This is a genomic window from Pseudomonas bananamidigenes, assembly GCF_001679645.1.
GTDB lineage: Bacteria > Pseudomonadota > Gammaproteobacteria > Pseudomonadales > Pseudomonadaceae > Aquipseudomonas > Aquipseudomonas bananamidigenes.
Genome location: NZ_LRUN01000058.1, coordinates 48,374 through 65,273, shown reverse-complemented (window position 1 = coordinate 65,273; position 16,900 = coordinate 48,374). Strand labels below are relative to the sequence as shown.

General features: G+C 62.9%; 10 protein-coding genes and 1 pseudogene. All 11 read left to right on the top strand.

All coding sequences use genetic code 11. From position 1 onward, the window contains the following. Positions 1-10: 10 nt before the first annotated feature. The 11 genes and pseudogenes from BBF94_RS20525 to BBF94_RS20475 all read left to right on the top strand — a co-directional run bounded on the left by BBF94_RS20525 (position 11) and on the right by BBF94_RS20475 (position 16,877). Positions 11-1,582: a flagellar hook-associated protein 3 gene (locus tag BBF94_RS20525; RefSeq protein WP_065260799.1), complete on the top strand. Its 1,572-nt coding sequence runs from the start codon at positions 11-13 to the stop codon at positions 1,580-1,582. A gap of 116 nt (positions 1,583-1,698) precedes the next feature. Then, a pseudogene (locus tag BBF94_RS20520) lies at positions 1,699-5,290 on the top strand (glycosyltransferase). A gap of 324 nt (positions 5,291-5,614) precedes the next feature. Further along, complete coding sequence (locus BBF94_RS20515; RefSeq protein ID WP_065260798.1) at positions 5,615-7,369, top strand: calcium-binding protein; 1,755 nt, start codon at positions 5,615-5,617, stop codon at positions 7,367-7,369. 247 nt (positions 7,370-7,616) lie between these two features. Continuing rightward, positions 7,617-8,390 (top strand): glucose-1-phosphate cytidylyltransferase, encoded by a 774-nt coding sequence (gene rfbF / locus BBF94_RS20510; RefSeq protein WP_065260797.1) that lies wholly within the window; start codon positions 7,617-7,619, stop codon positions 8,388-8,390. Beyond that, the gene (gene rfbG / locus BBF94_RS20505; protein ID WP_065260796.1) at positions 8,372-9,454 is read left to right on the top strand and encodes a CDP-glucose 4,6-dehydratase; all 1,083 of its coding nucleotides are present in this window, start codon (positions 8,372-8,374) and stop codon (positions 9,452-9,454) included. The genes rfbF and rfbG overlap by 19 nt, the downstream gene beginning before the upstream one ends. Continuing rightward, positions 9,451-10,011: a dTDP-4-dehydrorhamnose 3,5-epimerase gene (gene rfbC, locus BBF94_RS20500; RefSeq protein ID WP_065260795.1), complete on the top strand. Its 561-nt coding sequence runs from the start codon at positions 9,451-9,453 to the stop codon at positions 10,009-10,011. Before rfbG ends, rfbC begins: the two co-directional genes overlap by 4 nt. After that, positions 10,008-11,234, top strand: coding sequence for a class I SAM-dependent methyltransferase (locus tag BBF94_RS20495; RefSeq protein ID WP_065260794.1), 1,227 nt, complete (start codon positions 10,008-10,010; stop codon positions 11,232-11,234). The genes rfbC and BBF94_RS20495 overlap by 4 nt, the downstream gene beginning before the upstream one ends. Then, complete coding sequence (locus tag BBF94_RS20490; RefSeq protein WP_065260793.1) at positions 11,231-12,082, top strand: NAD-dependent epimerase/dehydratase family protein; 852 nt, start codon at positions 11,231-11,233, stop codon at positions 12,080-12,082. Before BBF94_RS20495 ends, BBF94_RS20490 begins: the two co-directional genes overlap by 4 nt. Further along, positions 12,079-13,152, top strand: coding sequence for a class I SAM-dependent methyltransferase (locus BBF94_RS20485; protein ID WP_065260792.1), 1,074 nt, complete (start codon positions 12,079-12,081; stop codon positions 13,150-13,152). The genes BBF94_RS20490 and BBF94_RS20485 overlap by 4 nt, the downstream gene beginning before the upstream one ends. Before the next feature lie 17 nt (positions 13,153-13,169). After that, positions 13,170-13,907, top strand: coding sequence for a cephalosporin hydroxylase family protein (locus BBF94_RS20480; protein ID WP_065260791.1), 738 nt, complete (start codon positions 13,170-13,172; stop codon positions 13,905-13,907). A 54-nt stretch (positions 13,908-13,961) separates the two neighbouring features. Beyond that, complete coding sequence (locus BBF94_RS20475) at positions 13,962-16,877, top strand: glycosyltransferase family 2 protein (RefSeq protein WP_065260790.1); 2,916 nt, start codon at positions 13,962-13,964, stop codon at positions 16,875-16,877. The last annotated feature ends 23 nt before the right edge of the window (positions 16,878-16,900 follow it).

Genomic DNA, 16,900 nt, shown 5'->3' with positions numbered 1-16,900 from the left:
GTCGTAATCCATGCGCATTTCCACCGCTCAGTATTACGCGACACAAGCTGCTCAATATCAGCGCAACTACAGCAAGACTGTCGCGACCGCCAACGAGGCGAGCAGTCTGCAACGCATCAACACCGCCGCCGACGATCCGATCGGCGCCGGGCGTCTGCTCAAGCTGGGTCAGCAGGCCTCGTTGCTCGAGCAGTATCAGGGCAACGTCAGCACCACCAAGAGTGCGCTGACCGTGCAGGAGTCCACGTTGAACTCCATTACCACGGCCTTGCAGCGCGCCAAGGAAATCGGTCTGGCCGCCAACAACGGCATTGCCACCGACGCAGACCGCAAGGCTTATGCGGCAGAGCTGAGCCAGATCCAGCAACAAGTGCTGGGCCTGATGAACTCCAAGGATGCCAACGGCAATTACCTGTTCTCCGGTTCCAAGACCGATACCGCGCCATACTCGCAGAATGCCGATGGCACCTACACCTACAACGGTGACCAGACGCAGATCAATCTGAACATCGGCGATGGCATGTCGGTCGCCACCAATACCACCGGTTGGGATGCCTTCCAGCAGACCATCAACACCAACCGGACCCAGACCACCATGACCGCTCCGGCCGTCGACGACGGTCGCGTGGTATTGACCAACGGCATCGTCGGTTCCAGCGCCACCTATAACGCCAAGTTCGCGGCCGGCCAGCCGTACACCGTGGATTTCATCAGCAGCACCCAGCTGAAAATCACCGATGCCCTGGGCAACGACGTGACAACCGAGGCGAGCCAGAACGGCCTGATCAGCAACAGCAACGGTGCGAACCAGACCGTCAGCTTCCGTGGCGTCGATCTGAAGTTGAACATCAACCTCAAGGCCGGCGATACCAACCCGGATGCCGTCATCGCCGGCCACAGCTTCCAGCTGTCGGCCACGCCTGACTCGTTCACCACCTCGCGCAGCGCGGGCAACCCGTCGACGGCGGTCATCACGGGCGCCGGCGTAACCAACCAGGCGGCCTACGACGCGGCATTCCCGTCCGGTGGCGGTGCGATCCTGAAGTTCACCAGCGCCACGGCATTCGACCTGTACGCAGCGCCGATCACCGCTGACAGCAAGCCGGTTTCGTCGGGCACCCTGGTCGGCAACAACGCTACCGCCGCCGGTGTGACCTTCACCCTCGGCGGTACGCCGGGCGCGGGCGATCAGTTCTCGATCCAGTCCAACAACCACCAGACCCAGAACGTGCTCGACACCCTGGGCCAGATGGTCACGGCGCTGAATGCACCGATCGATGGTGATCCGGTGGCCAAGCAGAAATTCCAGGGTGCGATGGAGTCGGCGCTGGGCAACATTGACAGTGCCGCCAATCAGATCGGGTCTGCCGTGACGTCGATCGGTGCCCGCGGGCAGTCGCTGGATGACCAGAACACCACCAACCAGACCCTGATCCAGGCGAATACCACTACTCAGGGTTCGATTCGTGATTCGGATCCGGCGGATGTCATGACCCGCCTGACCCTGCAGCAGACCATGCTGCAGGCCTCGCAACTGGCATTCAGCAAGATCAGCCAGCTGGGCCTGTTCAACAAGATCTGATATTGACCGGGCGCGCAAGCGCCCGGTTGCCCTGAGCGTTCTGTACTAATTGTTTTCTTTTGCGGTTTCGAAGGGCTCGCAGTTCCGGGCGGGTTCCCGCCGCTTGCGAGTCCGCCGTGAATTCACTCCCCCTTGTCAGCCTCGTCATCCCTGCCTTCAATCCGCGCTTTTTCGAACGGACTTTGAACAGCGCCGTCAGCCAGACTTACCGCGCGCTGGAGATCATCGTCTGCGATGACAGCCGAGGCGGCGATATCGAAGGTATTGTGGCGGCGGTCGTCGAGCGTTCGGGTGTCGAGGTGCGCTACGTGCGTAACCCACGCACGCTGGGCATGATCGGCAACCTCAAGGCCTGCCTGGCCGAGGCGCAGGGCGAGTTCGTCAAGTTCCTGTGCGACGACGACCACCTCTACGCCTCCTGCATCGAGCAGCAGGCCCATGAGCTGGTGCGCGACGAAGTGAGCCTGGTGCTGGCCCAGCGGCTGCTCTGGGATGCGCAGGACATCATCCTGCCGGCGCGCCTGGAAAACACTTCCTTGTCACCGGCCAGCGGCCTGTTCAAGGGCGACGATCTGCTGGCGATCTTCGAAAGGTTTCCGGTGAACGTCCTGGGCGGCTTCAGCAACGCGCTGTTCCGGCGCGCTGATCTCGAAGAGCTGTTGCCGGCGCTGACCCAGGACGGCCACTGCTTCACCGCGTCCCTGGATTTCGCCCTTTACATCTGTCTGATGCGGCGCGGCAACGTGGCGATCTCCAACAACGTGCTCAGCGCCGAGCGGCTTTACCCCGAACGCCTGAGCGCCAGCCAGCCGATGAAGGATGCGCTGGAGGTCGAGCGCGAGTGGATGACGCAGATGCTCAAGGCCCGCAGTGGCGAATCGCGCGGCGCCGGGTTGGGTGCGTTATGTGCCGCTGGCCAAGGCCGACGAGACGCCGCGAACCTGGGAAGAGCTGCCCCTGAGCCGTACCCTGGGCACCAAGCAGAGCCGTGAGGAATGGTGCGTCGGCGTCGACAGCTGGAGCTTTGCCGAACTCTATGCGCAATGGCTGGGCTGCCGCGTGCTCAGCGAGGCGCAGCGCCGGCTGCTGCCCGAGACCTTTGCCAGTTGGTCACACAAGCCGCGGATCGTGCCGGTCGTCATCGATGCAGAAGGCAGCCGTGACGGCGTCGAGCGTACGCTGGAGGCATTGGCCGCCCAGGATTACCCGCCGGAGCTGATCCTGGTGCTGTCCGCCGACTGCTCCGAACCGGAGCTGGACAGTCAGGTCTTCCGCATGCCGTTGCAAGGTGACGGTCTGGAACAGATCAATGCGCTGCTGCCGCAACTGGAAGGGGCCGACTGGTTCTATCTGCTGCAGGCAGGCGACCGCCCGGTGGCTCCGGCACTGTTGCTCATCGCCGAGCGGATCGTGCACAACCCGTCGCTGACCTGCCTGTACGGCGACGAAGGCAGCCTGCGCAACGGCGAGTCGGCGGAGCCGGCGTTCAAGCCGGACTTCAACCTCGACCTGATGCGCAGTTTCCCTTATGTCGGGCGTGCGCTGGCGTTCCAGCGCGAGCGCTTCCTGGCCCTGGGCGGCTTTGCGCCGGAGTTCGCTGAACTGGCGCCTCACGATTTGCTGTGGCGCATGGTTGAAAGCGGCGGCACGCACGTGGTTGGCCATGTCGCCGAAGTCTTGCTGGAATCGGTCTTCGACCTGGCCGGATGGCTGACCGAACCGGGCGTCGTCGAGCAGAGTCCGCGCGTGCTTGAAGCGCACCTGCAACGCCTGGGTGTTGCCCATGAACTGCGCCGCGGCAGCATCGATCTGATCAACCGCATCGACTATCGCCATCCCCGCCGCCCGCTGGTGTCGGTGATCATCGTCACCAAGGATCAGACGGCGGCCTTGCAGCGCTGTGTCGAGACGTTGCTGGAGAAAACCGCCTACAGCGAGTACGAACTGCTGTTGGTCGACAACGGCAGCGAAAGCCCCGAGGCGTTGGCATGGCTGGACGGTATGGCTCAACTGGGCGGCGACCGGCTGCGCGTGTTGCGTTATCCGCTGCAGGGCAACCCGGCCGCCACTCACAACTTCGCGGTGGGTCAGGCCCGCGGCGAATACGTGCTGATGCTCAACGCCTTTGCGGTGATCACCCAGGCCGACTGGCTGGACGAACTGCTCAATCACGCCCAGCGCCCGGAAGTCGGCGTGGTCGGCGCCAAGATCTACAACCCGGACGGTTGTGTACTGCACGCCGGCCTGGTGCTGGGCATGCAGGGGGCGGTCGGGCTGCCGTTCTACGGTCAGCCGATGCAGGCGGACGGCTATATGTATCGCCTCCAGACAGCCCATGACTTGAGTGCCGTCGGTGGTGATTGTCTGATGATCCGCAAGGAGGTCTTTCAGGCGGCGGGAGGGCTGGACGAGCAGGATCTGACCCAGACGCTCAACGTCGTGGACCTGTGCCTGAGGGTCGGTCAGGACGGCTATCTGGTGGTCTGGAACCCTTATGCCAGGCTGGCGCTGGGCGCGCGTCCCGCTGTGGAGGCGACGGAGCAAGAGCAGCAGTTGCAGGTGCAGGAGCAGGAAACGTTTTATCAGCGCTGGTTGCCGCTCATCGCGCGCGACCCGGCCTTCAACGTCAACCTGGCGCTGCAGGGCATCGGTGCGACCAGTTTCAGTCTGGAGCCGGGCCTGCGCACCGGCTGGACGCCGTTCTCCAGGAAACTGCTGCCCAATGTGCTGGCCGTGCCGATCAACGCGTCCGCCATCGGCCACTACCGCATCAGCCAGCCGATGATCGAGCTGGAAGCGGCGAATCGGGCCGAAGGGCGCATCTGCTACGGCTTGCCGTCGATCATCGAGATCGAGCGCCAGTCCCCGGATGTGATCGTGCTGCAAGGGCGTTATTCGAAGCACGCCATCGATGAGATCCCGCCGCTGAAGCAGTTCTCGAATGCGCGGAGGATCTTCGAGCTCGATGACAACGTCATCGACGTGCCTCAGCGCAATGCGCACACCCGCAACATGCCTAAGCGCGATGAAATGGAGCAGCTGGTGCGCCGTGCCATCGGCTATTGCGACCGCGTGGTCGTGTCCACCGCGCCTTTGGCCAACGTCCTGTCGGACATGCATCACGACATCCGCGTCGTGCCCAACATGCTGTCCCGGCACCTGTGGACCGACCTGCGCAGTCAGCGTCGCACCTCGAAGAAACCGCGGGTCGGCTGGGGCGGCGGCACCAGCCACCACGGCGACCTGGCGGTGATCGCCGACGTGGTGCGCGAACTGGCCAACGAGGTCGACTGGGTATTCTTCGGCATGTGCCCGGACGACCTGCTGCCTTACATGCACGAGTTCCACGGCGTGATCGGGCTGGACGTGTACCCGGCGAAGCTGGCCAGCCTCAATCTGGACCTGGCTCTGGCACCGCTGGAGTTCCATATCTTCAACGACTGCAAGAGCAATCTGCGTCTGCTGGAGTACGGCGCCTGCGGCTACCCGGTGATCTGCACCGACACCGAGGCCTACCGCGGTTACCTGCCGTGCACCCGGGTCAAGACCAACACCACCGACGAATGGCTGCAAGCCATCCGCATGCACCTGGCCGACCCGGACGCCAGCTACCGCATGGGCGACCAGTTGCGCGAGGTCGTGCTGCGGGATTACGTGCTGCGCGACGAGAACCTGCGGTATTGGGAGAACGGCTGGTTGGCGGATTGAGAGATTCGCGCTGAAGGCCATGAAGAAACAGGCGACCCAGGAGGTCGCCTGTTTTTTTGGGGTTCAGAAAATATCGAATGCATCCACCCGGATGCCTTTTCCGTTCGCAGGTTCGCGCTGTCGGGATTGTCCGTCGATAACTTTCTATCCTGTGGGTTCCATTGATTGTCTGCGATGGCCTCGAAGTTTTTTCGGCTCCCCCTCGGTTTTGGCGGTTCTCTGTCGATACCCCGGTATTCGTCCGATCGACCGGCAGTTGACGTTGAGTGACAGCCTTCGAGTCGGCAGGGTTGCAGATCCAACAACCACGCAAGGAAGAAGCAAATGGCTGTAGTGAATGGAACAAGGGAAGCGGATGTCCTGTATGGCACCGAGAGCAATGACGAACTCCATGGAATGGAGTCGGATGACGTGCTGTTCGGCAGCGCGGGATCGGATGTGCTGGATGGCGGGGAGGGCGTCGATACGGCGGATTATCGCCTGCTGTCCACGCCTGTCAGTGTCGAGATCGGCAGCGGTCCGGCAGCGGTCTCGGGCGAGGGCAAGCACGATACCTTGATCGGCATCGAGAAGGTCGTCGGCACCTTCGGCAACGATACGTTCAATGTTTCGATCGGCGGTGTGACGGTGGACGGAAGCGCGGGCGACGATGTGTACATCGTCAGCAGCGAAGGCGTTACTCTCCTTGAGGAGAATCATGGCGGCTATGACGAGCTGCGTACCAGCCTCAACACCATGAAGATGGACTCCTTCATCGAGAAGCTGACGTTCACCGGCACCGGGGATTTCAAGGGCTACGGCAATGATGGCGACAACGAGATCGTCGGCGGCGCCGGCAATGACTGGCTGTGGGGCGGTGCCGGCGGGGATCATTTTGTCGGCGGTGAAGGCTTCGACACCGTCAGCTACAGCGACAGCCTCGAAGGCGTGCGATTCAGGGATTTCACCAACTTCGACGGATTGACCATCGCCTATGGCGACTCCTACACCGGTATCGAAGCCATCGAAGGTTCGAAATTCGATGATGTGTTTTACATCACCGATGCTGCCGACTACGCCTTGATGGTCGACGGCAGCGACGGCTATGACACGGTGAGCTACCGAAACGCGCTCGTGGACGTCGATGTCGAGATCGGCGGCAATTCCAGGCTCTTGAACATCGAGAAGGTGATCGGTTCATCCAGCGCTGATCACTTCACCGTCAACGCCGGCACTGTGACCCTGGCCGGAGGCGGCGGTGACGATGTTTACACGATCAACAGTGCCGGTGTGACCGTCATCGAGGAAGACGGATTCATGGGGGGCAACGATCACGTGTACACCAGCCTGGCCACGATGCATCTGGATCCGTTCATTGAAAAACTGACCTACACCGGCACGGCGGACTTCACCGGTTACGGCAACGACCTCGCCAACGTGATCACCGGCGGCAGCGGCAATGATGTGCTGTACGGCGGTGCGGGCGATGACCAGTTCTTCGGCGGCGACGGCACCGACACCGTGAGTTACGACGACAGCGACGTCGGGGTGAACATCGGGTTCTGGAAGATCGGGCAGAACGGCACGGCGGAAGGCGACACGTACTACTTCATCGAAGGCCTGCGCGGCAGCCGGTTCGATGATGTTCTGCAAGGTGACGCACAGGACAACATCCTGGAAGGCAATGCCGGTGACGATGTCATTCACGGCGGCGACGGGGCGGACATCCTGTGTGGCGGCCTGATTTCCGGCACGGATGGCGGGAGCGTGCAGAACGACTTCCTGGATGGCGGTGAAGGCGATGACACTTACGTGGTGAATACCCCAGGCCTGGTGACGATCCAGGATTTCGGCAGCAGCCTCAACGACACCCTGATCCTGAACACGATCGCCAACGTCAGCCAGTTGAGCGTCACCCGCATCGGCAACGACGCCTACCTGCACAGCGTCAACGACACCGGTGATGGCGTGCCGGCCAACGGCGTGAAGCTGGTGGACTGGTACGTACCGACCTACAACACCCTCGAGCATCTGCAGACTGCCGACGGCCAGGTCTACGATCTGCCGGCGACGGTCGACGGGTTTGCGATGTTCGGCTGATCCGTTCGCGTCATTCACGTAACGCAGTGAAAGGGATGCGCCCGGCAACGGGTCCATCCCTTTTTTCATGCCCGGATTTCGCCCTTGTCGCGGGGGCGGCAGAGCTGGCGCGTTTCCTGCAAGTCCCCCTCAAATCGCCATAAAACGAGCGCTCGCGGTGATTCACCTGCGCCCGGACTGGCAAAGGTTCAGCCGCAAAGGCCCGCAACAGCGAGGCCGAGCCCTGTGACGCAGAAGAGGGGAGACGATGAAGGCAGTAATTTTGGCGGGCGGGCTCGGTACTCGCATCAGCGAGGAGTCGCACCTCAAGCCCAAGCCGATGATCGAGATCGGCGGCAAGCCAATTCTCTGGCACATCATGAAGCAGTATTCCGCCCACGGAATCCACGACTTCGTGATCTGCCTCGGCTACAAGGGCTACGCGATCAAGGACTTCTTCGCCAACTACTTCCTGCACACCTCCGACGTCACCTTCGACATGCGCAACAACCGCATGGACGTGCACCAGAACTACAGCGAGCCATGGCGCGTGACGCTGGTCGACACCGGTGAAGACACCATGACCGGGGGGCGCTTGCGCCGTGCGGCACGCTATCTGGAAGGTGAAGAGGCATTCTGCTTCACCTATGGCGACGGCGTGTCCGACCTCGACATCGGCGCTCTGGTGGATTTCCACCGCAGCCACGGCAGACTCGCCACCGTCACCGCTGTGCAACCGCCCGGTCGCTATGGCGCACTGGAGCGCGACGGCGACAGCGTGTTGGGCTTCACCGAAAAACCACGGGGCGATGGTGGCTGGATCAACGGCGGCTTTTTCGTCCTTTCGCCCAAGGTGCTGCCTTACATCGCGGACGATCAGACTTCCTGGGAAGCCGAACCCTTGGCAAACCTGGCCGCCGAGCAGCAGTTGCAGGCGTTCCAGCACGAAGGCTTCTGGCATCCGATGGACACTCTGCGTGACAAGAACCATCTCGAAGCGCTGTGGCAGAGCGGGGAGGCCCCATGGAAGCAATGGGCCTGAGTCCTGAGTTCTGGCGCGGCAAGCGGGTTCTGGTCACCGGACACACCGGTTTCAAGGGCAGCTGGCTGACCCTGTGGCTGCAAAGCCTCGGCGCGCAAGTCAGCGGTTTTTCCCTGGACCCTTCGACCGAGCCGAGCCTGTTCGAACTCGCGCGAGTACACGAAGGCATCAACGACCAGCGCGGCGACCTGCGTGACCTCGGCGCCTTGCTGGAAATCATCGCCGACACCGAGCCGGAGATCGTCCTGCACCTGGCGGCCCAGCCGCTGGTGCGCGAAGGCTATCGCGATCCGCTCGGTACCTATTCCAGCAACGTCATGGGCACCCTCAATCTGCTCGAAGCGATCCGTCAGGTCGGTTGCGTGCGGGCCTGCGTGCTGGTGACCACCGACAAGGTCTACGCCAACAAGGAATGGCTGTGGCCGTACCGCGAAGACGAAGCCCTCGGTGGCCACGACCCTTACAGCAGCAGCAAGGCGTGCTGCGAGTTGCTGGCGCAATCTTACGCGGCATCCTTTTTTCCGGCGGACAAGTACGCCGAACACGGCCTGGCGCTGGCCACCGCCCGCGCCGGCAACGTGCTGGGCGGCGGTGATTTCGCTCCTGAACGGCTGATTCCCGATGTACTGAAAGCCTGGTCCGCAGACGAGCCGGTGACCCTGCGCTACCCGCAAGCCGTGCGTCCCTGGCAACACGCGCTGGAGCCACTGGCCGGCTACCTGCAACTGGCCGCCGGGCTCTACGAAGAAGGTCCGGAATACGCCGGGGCGTGGAACTTCGGCCCGGGCGAAGCGGACATGTGCAGCGTCGGCGAAGTGGTTGAACTGCTTGCCAATCGCTGGCCACAGGCCCGGGGTCTGCGCATCGAACCGAGCGAGCTGCACGAAGCCGGCCTGCTGCGCCTGGACAGCAGCCGCGCCCGTCAGGTGCTGGGCTGGCAACCGCGCTGGACGTTGCAGCAATGCCTGACCCAGACCCTCGACTGGCATCTGGCGTGGCAGAACGGTGACGACATGCGCACCGTGACCCTGGGGCAACTGAACCTGTACCGGGGCGCACTGTGAGTGAATTTTCCTTGCAAGCCTTGCCGCTGGCGGGGCTGTTCAATGTGCGGCACAAGCGTTTCGAAGATCAGCGCGGGCACTTCGCCCGGCTGTTCTGCGAGGGCAGCCTGAAGGCGTTTGGCAGTGAATTTCACATCCGCCAGATCAACCACTCCTGCACCCGCGAGAAGGGCAGCGTGCGCGGTCTGCATTACCAGAACGCCAACGCGCCGGAAGCCAAACTGATCACCTGCCTGCGCGGTGAAGTGTGGGACGTGGCGGTGGACCTGCGCCCGGATTCCGAAACCTTCCTGCACTGGCACGCCGAGCACCTGAAGGCCGGCGACGGTCGCAGCCTGTTGATCCCCGCCGGTTTCGCCCACGGTTTCCAGACCCTCACCGACGATGCCGAACTGCTTTACCTGCACAGCGCCGATTACGCGCCTGAGCACGAGGGCGGTCTGTCGGTGAACGATCCACGGCTGGCGATTGCCTGGCCGTTGCCTGTCAATAATTTGTCAGCGCGTGATTCCAGCCATCCCGCGCTCGATCAACACTTTGCTGGAGTGCGTCTATGAATTGCCGTGGGTGCGCCGCACCGCTGAGCCTGCCGCTGATCGACCTCGGCACCTCGCCACCGTCCAACGCCTACGTGCATGCCGATCGGCTGGAGCAGGCCGAGCAATGGGTGCCGCTGAAGGTCGCCGTGTGCCAGCAATGCTGGCTGGTGCAGACCGAGGATTACACCCGCGCCGACAGCCTGTTCGACGCCGAGTACGCCTACTTCAGCTCGTTCTCCAGCACCTGGCTGGCCCACGCCGAGCGTTATGTGGCCGAGATGACCGAGCGCTTCGGCCTGACCGCTGACAGCCGGGTCGTCGAGGTCGCCGCCAACGACGGCTACCTGCTGCAATACGTGGCCGCTCGCGGCATCCCGTGTATGGGCGTGGAACCGACCCGCAGCACCGCGCAGGCGGCACGGGAAAAAGGCCTGGAAATTCGTGAGCTGTTCTTCGGCCGCGACACCGCCGCACAGCTGAAAAGCGAAGGCTGGTCCGCCGACCTGATGGCCGCCAACAACGTGCTGGCCCATGTGCCGGACATCAATGACTTCCTCGGTGGTTTCGCCACGCTGCTCAAGCCGACCGGCGTCGCCACGTTCGAATTCCCGCAATTGCTGGCGCTGATGGCCGGCGCGCAGTTCGACACGCTGTACCACGAACACTATTCCTACCTGTCCCTGACTGCCGTGCAGACGCTGTGCGAGCGCAACGGTCTGGAAGTGTTCGACGTCAGCCAGCTGACCACCCATGGCGGATCGCTGCGGGTGTTCGTGCAGCGCAAGGACGGCGAACGCCGCGCTGTGCAACCCGCGGTGCAACAGCAGTTGCAGGCCGAACTCGACGCGGGTGTGAAAACTCCCGAGTACTACGCCACGCTGGCACCGGCCGCCGAACGCATCAAACATGATCTGCTGCGTTTTCTGTTGCAGGCCAAGGCCGATGGCAAGCGTGTAGTCGGTTATGGCGCTGCCGCCAAGGGCAACACCTTGCTCAACTACGCCGGGGTCAAACCGGATCTGCTGGCCTGGGTCGCCGATGCCAACCCGCACAAGCAGGGCAAATGTCTGCCGGGCAGTCGCATCCCGATCGTGGCGCCAGTGCAGATCGATATCGAAAAACCGGATTACGTGCTGGTGCTGCCCTGGAACCTGTTACACGAAGTCAGTCAGCAACTGGCTCAGGTACGCCAGTGGGACGGCCGCTTCGTGATCGCCGTGCCTGAGTTGAGTGTGCTGTGAAGGTTCTGGTCACCGGAGCCACGGGCTTCGTCGGTCGTCATCTGGTCGCGGCGTTGCTGGGGCATGGCTGCACGGTGCGGGCAGTGGCGCGCAGTGAGCAGACTGCCGCCAGCATGCCGTGGATCAATGACGTCGAGTTCGTCAGCGCGGATATTCACGCCGCCGACCTGGACATCGACGCGCTGACCGAGGGGGTCGATGCACTTGTACACCTGGCATGGCCGGGGCTGCCGAACTATCGGGCACTGTTTCATTTCGAGCACAACCTGATGGCCGATTACCGCTTCATCAAGGATGCGGTCAAGGCGGGAGTGAAGCAGGTACTGGTGACCGGCACCTGCTTTGAATACGGCATGCAGAGCGGCCCGCTGAGCGAAATGAACGATGCGCAGCCAGCCAATCCCTACGGGCTGGCCAAGCACACCCTGCACCTGTTTCTGCAAAATCTGCAGCAGGAGCATCCGTTCACCCTGCAATGGGTGCGGCTGTTCTATCTGCATGGCACCGGACAGAACCCCAACAGCCTGCTGGCGGCGCTGGACCGGGCGATCGATGCGGGTGAGCCGACGTTCAACATGTCGGCCGGTGAACAGTTACGGGATTTTCTGGCGATTGAAACCGCCGCCGCGCATCTCGCCGCGATCCTGCACAAGCGCGATTTCGACGGCACGCTCAACTGCGCCAGCGGCCAGCCGGTTTCAGTGCGTGCGCTGGTCGAACAGCGTGTGCGCGAGCGCGGCGCGTCCATCGGCCTGAACCTTGGTCATTATCCGTATCCGACCCACGAACCGCTGGCGTTCTGGGCGGTGACCGAGCGTCTGCAACAGTTATTGGGAGAGTCGCAATGAGGCACGAGTTGTATCGGGTCACCGACCTGCCGGTGCTGCAGAACCGCACCTTTGCCGATCCCGAATCGGCGAAGGCGTCGGCTAGTGCCGACATGTTGCTGGTGCAGGATGAGCGCAGCGGTCTGATCTTCAACGCAGCGTTCGACGCCGACAAGCTCAGCTACGACGCCGACTACCAGAACGAGCAGGCCCATTCCGGCCAGTTCCAGAAGCACCTGCACGACGTCGAGGGCATCATCGCCAAGCACTTCAAGGGTCAGGAACTGATCGAGGTCGGCTGCGGCAAGGGCTACTTCCTTGAGCTGCTCAAGGGCCTGGGCTACCGCATCACCGGTATCGACCCGGCTTACGAAGGCGACAACGCCGACGTGATCAAGGCCCCGTTCACCCGTGGCCTGGGTCTGGAAGCGGACGCCATCGTGCTGCGCCATGTACTGGAGCACATTCAGGATCCGCTGGGCTTTCTGGCGGTGATCGCCGAAGCCAATCAGGGCGGCGGGCAGATCTACATCGAAGTGCCGTGCTTCGACTGGATCCTCGAACACCGCGCCTGGTTCGACCTGTTCTACGAGCACGTCAATTATTTCCGCCTCGACGACCTGCGCCGGATGTTCGGCACCGTGCACGAGGCCGGCCACCTGTTCGGCGGCCAATACCTGTACATCGTCGCCGACCTTGCCACATTGCGCCTGAACCCGGAACAACCGGTGCCACGCCTGGCATTGCCGGACGATTTCACCGCCAGCCTCGACCGTGCGGTGCAGATCATCCAGGCCGCACCCGGAAAGGGTTCGGCGATCTGGGGGGCGTCTTCCAAAGGCGTGATCTATTCGCTGTTCCTGCAACGGGCGGGCGTGGCGGTGGATCGCGTGGTCGATATCAACCCGGCCAAACAGGGGCGCTACCTGCCCCTGAGCGGCGCCCGGGTGTCCTCGCCCCAGGAGGCGATGGACGCCTTGCCCGAGGGCGCCAACCTGTTTGTGATGAATTCCAATTACCTCGAAGAGATCAAGCGGATGACCGGTGGACGTTACGTCTATCACGCCGTCGACAGCGCTTCGTTCCAGTGACCCTTGAGATTTTGAAAATGACCGACAACAGCATCAACAAAGCCTTCGAAGCCGAGTGCCGCGAGCAGATCGCCCAGCAGGGTGACGATCAGAAACTCACCGGCCTGGCCCGTGACTTCTTCAATGAGTCCGCCAAACACAAGTACAGCTACCACTTCTCGTGGATGGGCCGTCCGATCATCCAGTTGCCGCAAGACATGATGGCGATGCAGGAAATCATCTGGCAGGTGAAGCCGGATCTGGTCATCGAGTGCGGCATCGCCCACGGCGGTTCGATCATCTACTACGCCTCGCTGCTGGAGCTGCAAGGCCACGGCGAAGTGCTGGGCGTCGACCTCGACATTCGCCCGCACAACCGCGAAGCCATCGAAAGCCACCCGATGAGCAAACGCATCAAGATGATCGAGGGCTCGAGCATCGACCCGGCCATCGCCGCTCAGGTGCGTGCTGCCGCTGAAGGCAAGAAAGTCATTCTGGTGCTCGATTCCAACCACACCCACGACCACGTGCTCGAAGAGCTGCGCCTCTATGCGCCACTGGTTTCGGTCGACAGCTACTGCGTGGTGATGGACACCGTGGTTGAAGACATGCCGGCCGATTTCTTCCCGGATCGTCCATGGGGCCCGGGCGACAACCCGAAGACCGCCGTCTGGAAATACCTGGAAGAGAACAAGGATTTCGAAATCGACGTTCAGTTGCAGAACAAGCTGCTGATCACCGTGGCGCCGGACGGTTACCTGCGTCGCGTGCGTTAATCGAAACATCATCAAAGCGTAGATTTGGCGATTCGCCGGTAGTGGGGAGAGGTTATGCAAGGCAAGTACGGTTCGGAACAGGCGCCGGTGCTCAATGAGCTGTTGACCGTGGTGCTGTTTACCCATAATCGTCCGGCGTTCCTGCGCCGGGCGGTGAAGTATTACAGCGCCTTGCCTTGCAGGATCATGGTGCTGGACTCGAGTCCGGAATTGCCTGAAGGCGACTTTTCCGCCGTCGACTATCACCACGTGCCGCAGTTCGCCTATTGGGGCATGCAGGCCAAGCTGGCCTATGGCGTGGAGCGCGTGACCACGCCGTACACCGTGCTGGCGGCGGACGATGACTTCATCCTGCACGATTCGCTGGCCGAGTCCGTGGGCTTCCTGCAAGACCATCCCGACTACGGCATGTGCCACGGCTACTGCCTGATGTACCTGACCCTGGCCGGTGACGTGAGCTACTACCGCCGCGACAAGAAAGTCTGCGAGGACTATGCCTCCGAGCGGGCCCAGGATCGCGTCATCGATTACATGAGCCAGTACATCCCGCCGTTCTACGCGGTGACCCGTACCGAGCTGATGAAGTCCTGGCATGCGGCGATGCCGGAAGGCACCAGTTTCCAGTGGCAGGAGATCGGCCATGTGTACTACATGCTGGCCTGCGCCAAGGCGCGGATCCTGCCGATCCCTTACGTGGTGCGCGAAATCAACTACGGCAACTCCGAGCACAGCACCGAGGTGTACCACTCGCTGACCTACATGGACGCCAGGTCGGTGGCCGAGCGCGAGGCGTTCGCCGAGTTCCTGGCGTCGTTGCCCACCGGCATTCAGGGACTGGATGCAGAGCAAGGCAAGGCCTTCGCCCTGCAGAGTTTCGAAGCGATGGTCGACAGCCTGCAATCGGGCCGTGCACTGACCGCCGAGCTGATTATCCAGTCCACGTGGCACCAGGCGCTCAAGCGTCCGGACCGTCGGTTCGGACCGCTGCAGTACGTGGAAATGCCGTTCTACAACCAGGCCTTCTTCGATCGCCTGGAGCAGATCGAATTCATGCTCCACGCCATGCCGGCCGGCCGCGTCCAGCTGAACGGCCTGGAAGGTGTGTGGACCCGTCAGGCTCACTTGCTGCAGGCGCGCAACAACGACACCGCCGAGAGCGTGCTTGACCGTCTGTGGCAGGCTCACGACCTCAACGCCTTCAACCGCGAAGTGCTCAAGCGCCTGCTGGCGCAACTGGAGCAGGCGGGCGAAGACGAAGAGGCGCAGAAGACACGCGACTGGCTGGCGCGCCTGGAGGCCTTGACCCTGGAAGATCACTGTCCGACGTTCGAGAAGATGCAGTCCGGCAAACTGCTCAAATGGCTGGGTTCGCGCCGGCCGGAGGCTGCACAGCTCGGAGCGATTGCCGAACATCTGGCGGTCAACGGCGGTGGCCCGCAGTTCGGCGTTTTCCTGCTGGACCTGGACAACGACATCGACAAGGTGCAAGTCACCCTCGACAGCCTGCTTGAAGGCCAGTGCAAGGCATTCCGGATTGTCGTGTTCACCACCGGTGAGCCGCCGGTCGCCACTACGGCGCAGAACACCCTGCACTTTGTCCGCGTCACGCCGGGCAATCTGGTCGAGAAGCTCAACCAGAGCGCCCGCCAGTCGCCGTGCGACTGGGTGCTGCTGGCCGAAGCGGGCGACGAGTTCACCGCCGCCGGCCTGCTGCGCGCCAGCCTCGAACTGATGGCCGCCGACGGTTGCAGCGCGGTGTCCACCGACGAGATTCAACGCCAGGACAAAGGCGCGCTGGTGGATGTGTTCCGTCCGGGCTTCAACCTGGACTTGCTGCTGAGCCTGCCGGGCATGATGGCGCGTCACTGGCTGATCCGCCGTGAGTCGCTGGTCGCGGTCGGCGGTTACCGGGCGGACTTCAGCAAGGCGCTGGAATTCGACGTGCTGCTGCGCATCCTCGAACAGGACGGCCTCAACAGCCTGGCGCACCTCGACGAACCGCTGCTGATCGCCCGCGCGCCACAGCTGGAGGAAAACCCTCACGAACGCCTGGCCCTGCTGCGTCACCTGGGCACTCGCGGCTACAAGGCCAAGGTCACGTCCTCGACGCCGGGGATCTATCAGATCGATTACCACCACAGCGAGCGCCCGCTGGTGTCGGTGATCGTGCCGGCCGGCAACGACCTGTCTGCCTTGCAGCGCTGCCTGGAAGGCGTGCTGCTGCGCACCCGCTATCACCACTACGAGATCCTGGTGGCCGCGACGGCGCAGCAGTCGGCCGAAGTCAATGACTGGCTGGGCGCCTATCAGCACCCGAAGGTTCAGGTGCTGCGCGCCGAACAGCCGTTGAACGAACCGGCGCTGATCAATGCCGCCAGCCGCCAGGCCCAGGGCGAATATCTGGTACTGCTCGCTGCCGACGCGGAAGTGGTCAACCCGAACTGGCTCGATTCGATGCTCAACCACGCGCTGCGTCCGGAAGTCGGCGTGGTCGGGGCGAAACTGGTCGACCGCGACGGCAAGGTCAGCCAGGCCGGCCTGATCCTGGGCCTGAACGGCGGGGTCGGTTCAGCCTTCATCGGCGAAAAACATGATGCTGACGGATACCTGTATCGCCTGTCGGTGGAGCACGGCTATTCGGCGGTGTCGGGCGTTTGCCTGATGGTGCGCAAGGCGCTGTTCGAAGGCCTGGACGGTCTGGACGACGCCACCTTCGCGGACGGTTTCAGCGACGTCGACCTGTGCCTGAAAGCGGGGCAGGCCGGCTACCTCACCGTGTGGACGCCGTCGGTGCAGGTGCTGCATCCGGGCCAACTGCCGCAGGCGCCGAAGGCGCTTGAGGCGCTGCGGGAAAAATGGGCCGCAGCCTTCGCCGGGGACCAGGCCTACAACGCGAACCTGAGCCTGACCGGCAAAGGCTACACCCTCAACGAAAGCGCTTCGCTGGACTGGGCGCAACTGCTTGCCTAAGCCTTCGCGCAGGGAACGGGACT

Excerpts from the sequence above, each read along its gene's own strand:
- BBF94_RS20485 (WP_065260792.1), top strand. The coding sequence starts at position 12,079 with ATGAGGCACGAGTTGTATCGGGTCACCGACCTGCCGGTGCTGCAGAAC.
- BBF94_RS20475 (WP_065260790.1), top strand. The coding sequence starts at position 13,962 with ATGCAAGGCAAGTACGGTTCGGAACAGGCGCCGGTGCTCAATGAGCTG.
- BBF94_RS20525 (WP_065260799.1), top strand. The coding sequence starts at position 11 with ATGCGCATTTCCACCGCTCAGTATTACGCGACACAAGCTGCTCAATAT.
- BBF94_RS20480 (WP_065260791.1), top strand. The coding sequence starts at position 13,170 with ATGACCGACAACAGCATCAACAAAGCCTTCGAAGCCGAGTGCCGCGAG.
- rfbG (WP_065260796.1), top strand. The coding sequence starts at position 8,372 with ATGGAAGCAATGGGCCTGAGTCCTGAGTTCTGGCGCGGCAAGCGGGTT.
- BBF94_RS20495 (WP_065260794.1), top strand. The coding sequence starts at position 10,008 with ATGAATTGCCGTGGGTGCGCCGCACCGCTGAGCCTGCCGCTGATCGAC.
- BBF94_RS20515 (WP_065260798.1), top strand. The coding sequence starts at position 5,615 with ATGGCTGTAGTGAATGGAACAAGGGAAGCGGATGTCCTGTATGGCACC.
- rfbF (WP_065260797.1), top strand. The coding sequence starts at position 7,617 with ATGAAGGCAGTAATTTTGGCGGGCGGGCTCGGTACTCGCATCAGCGAG.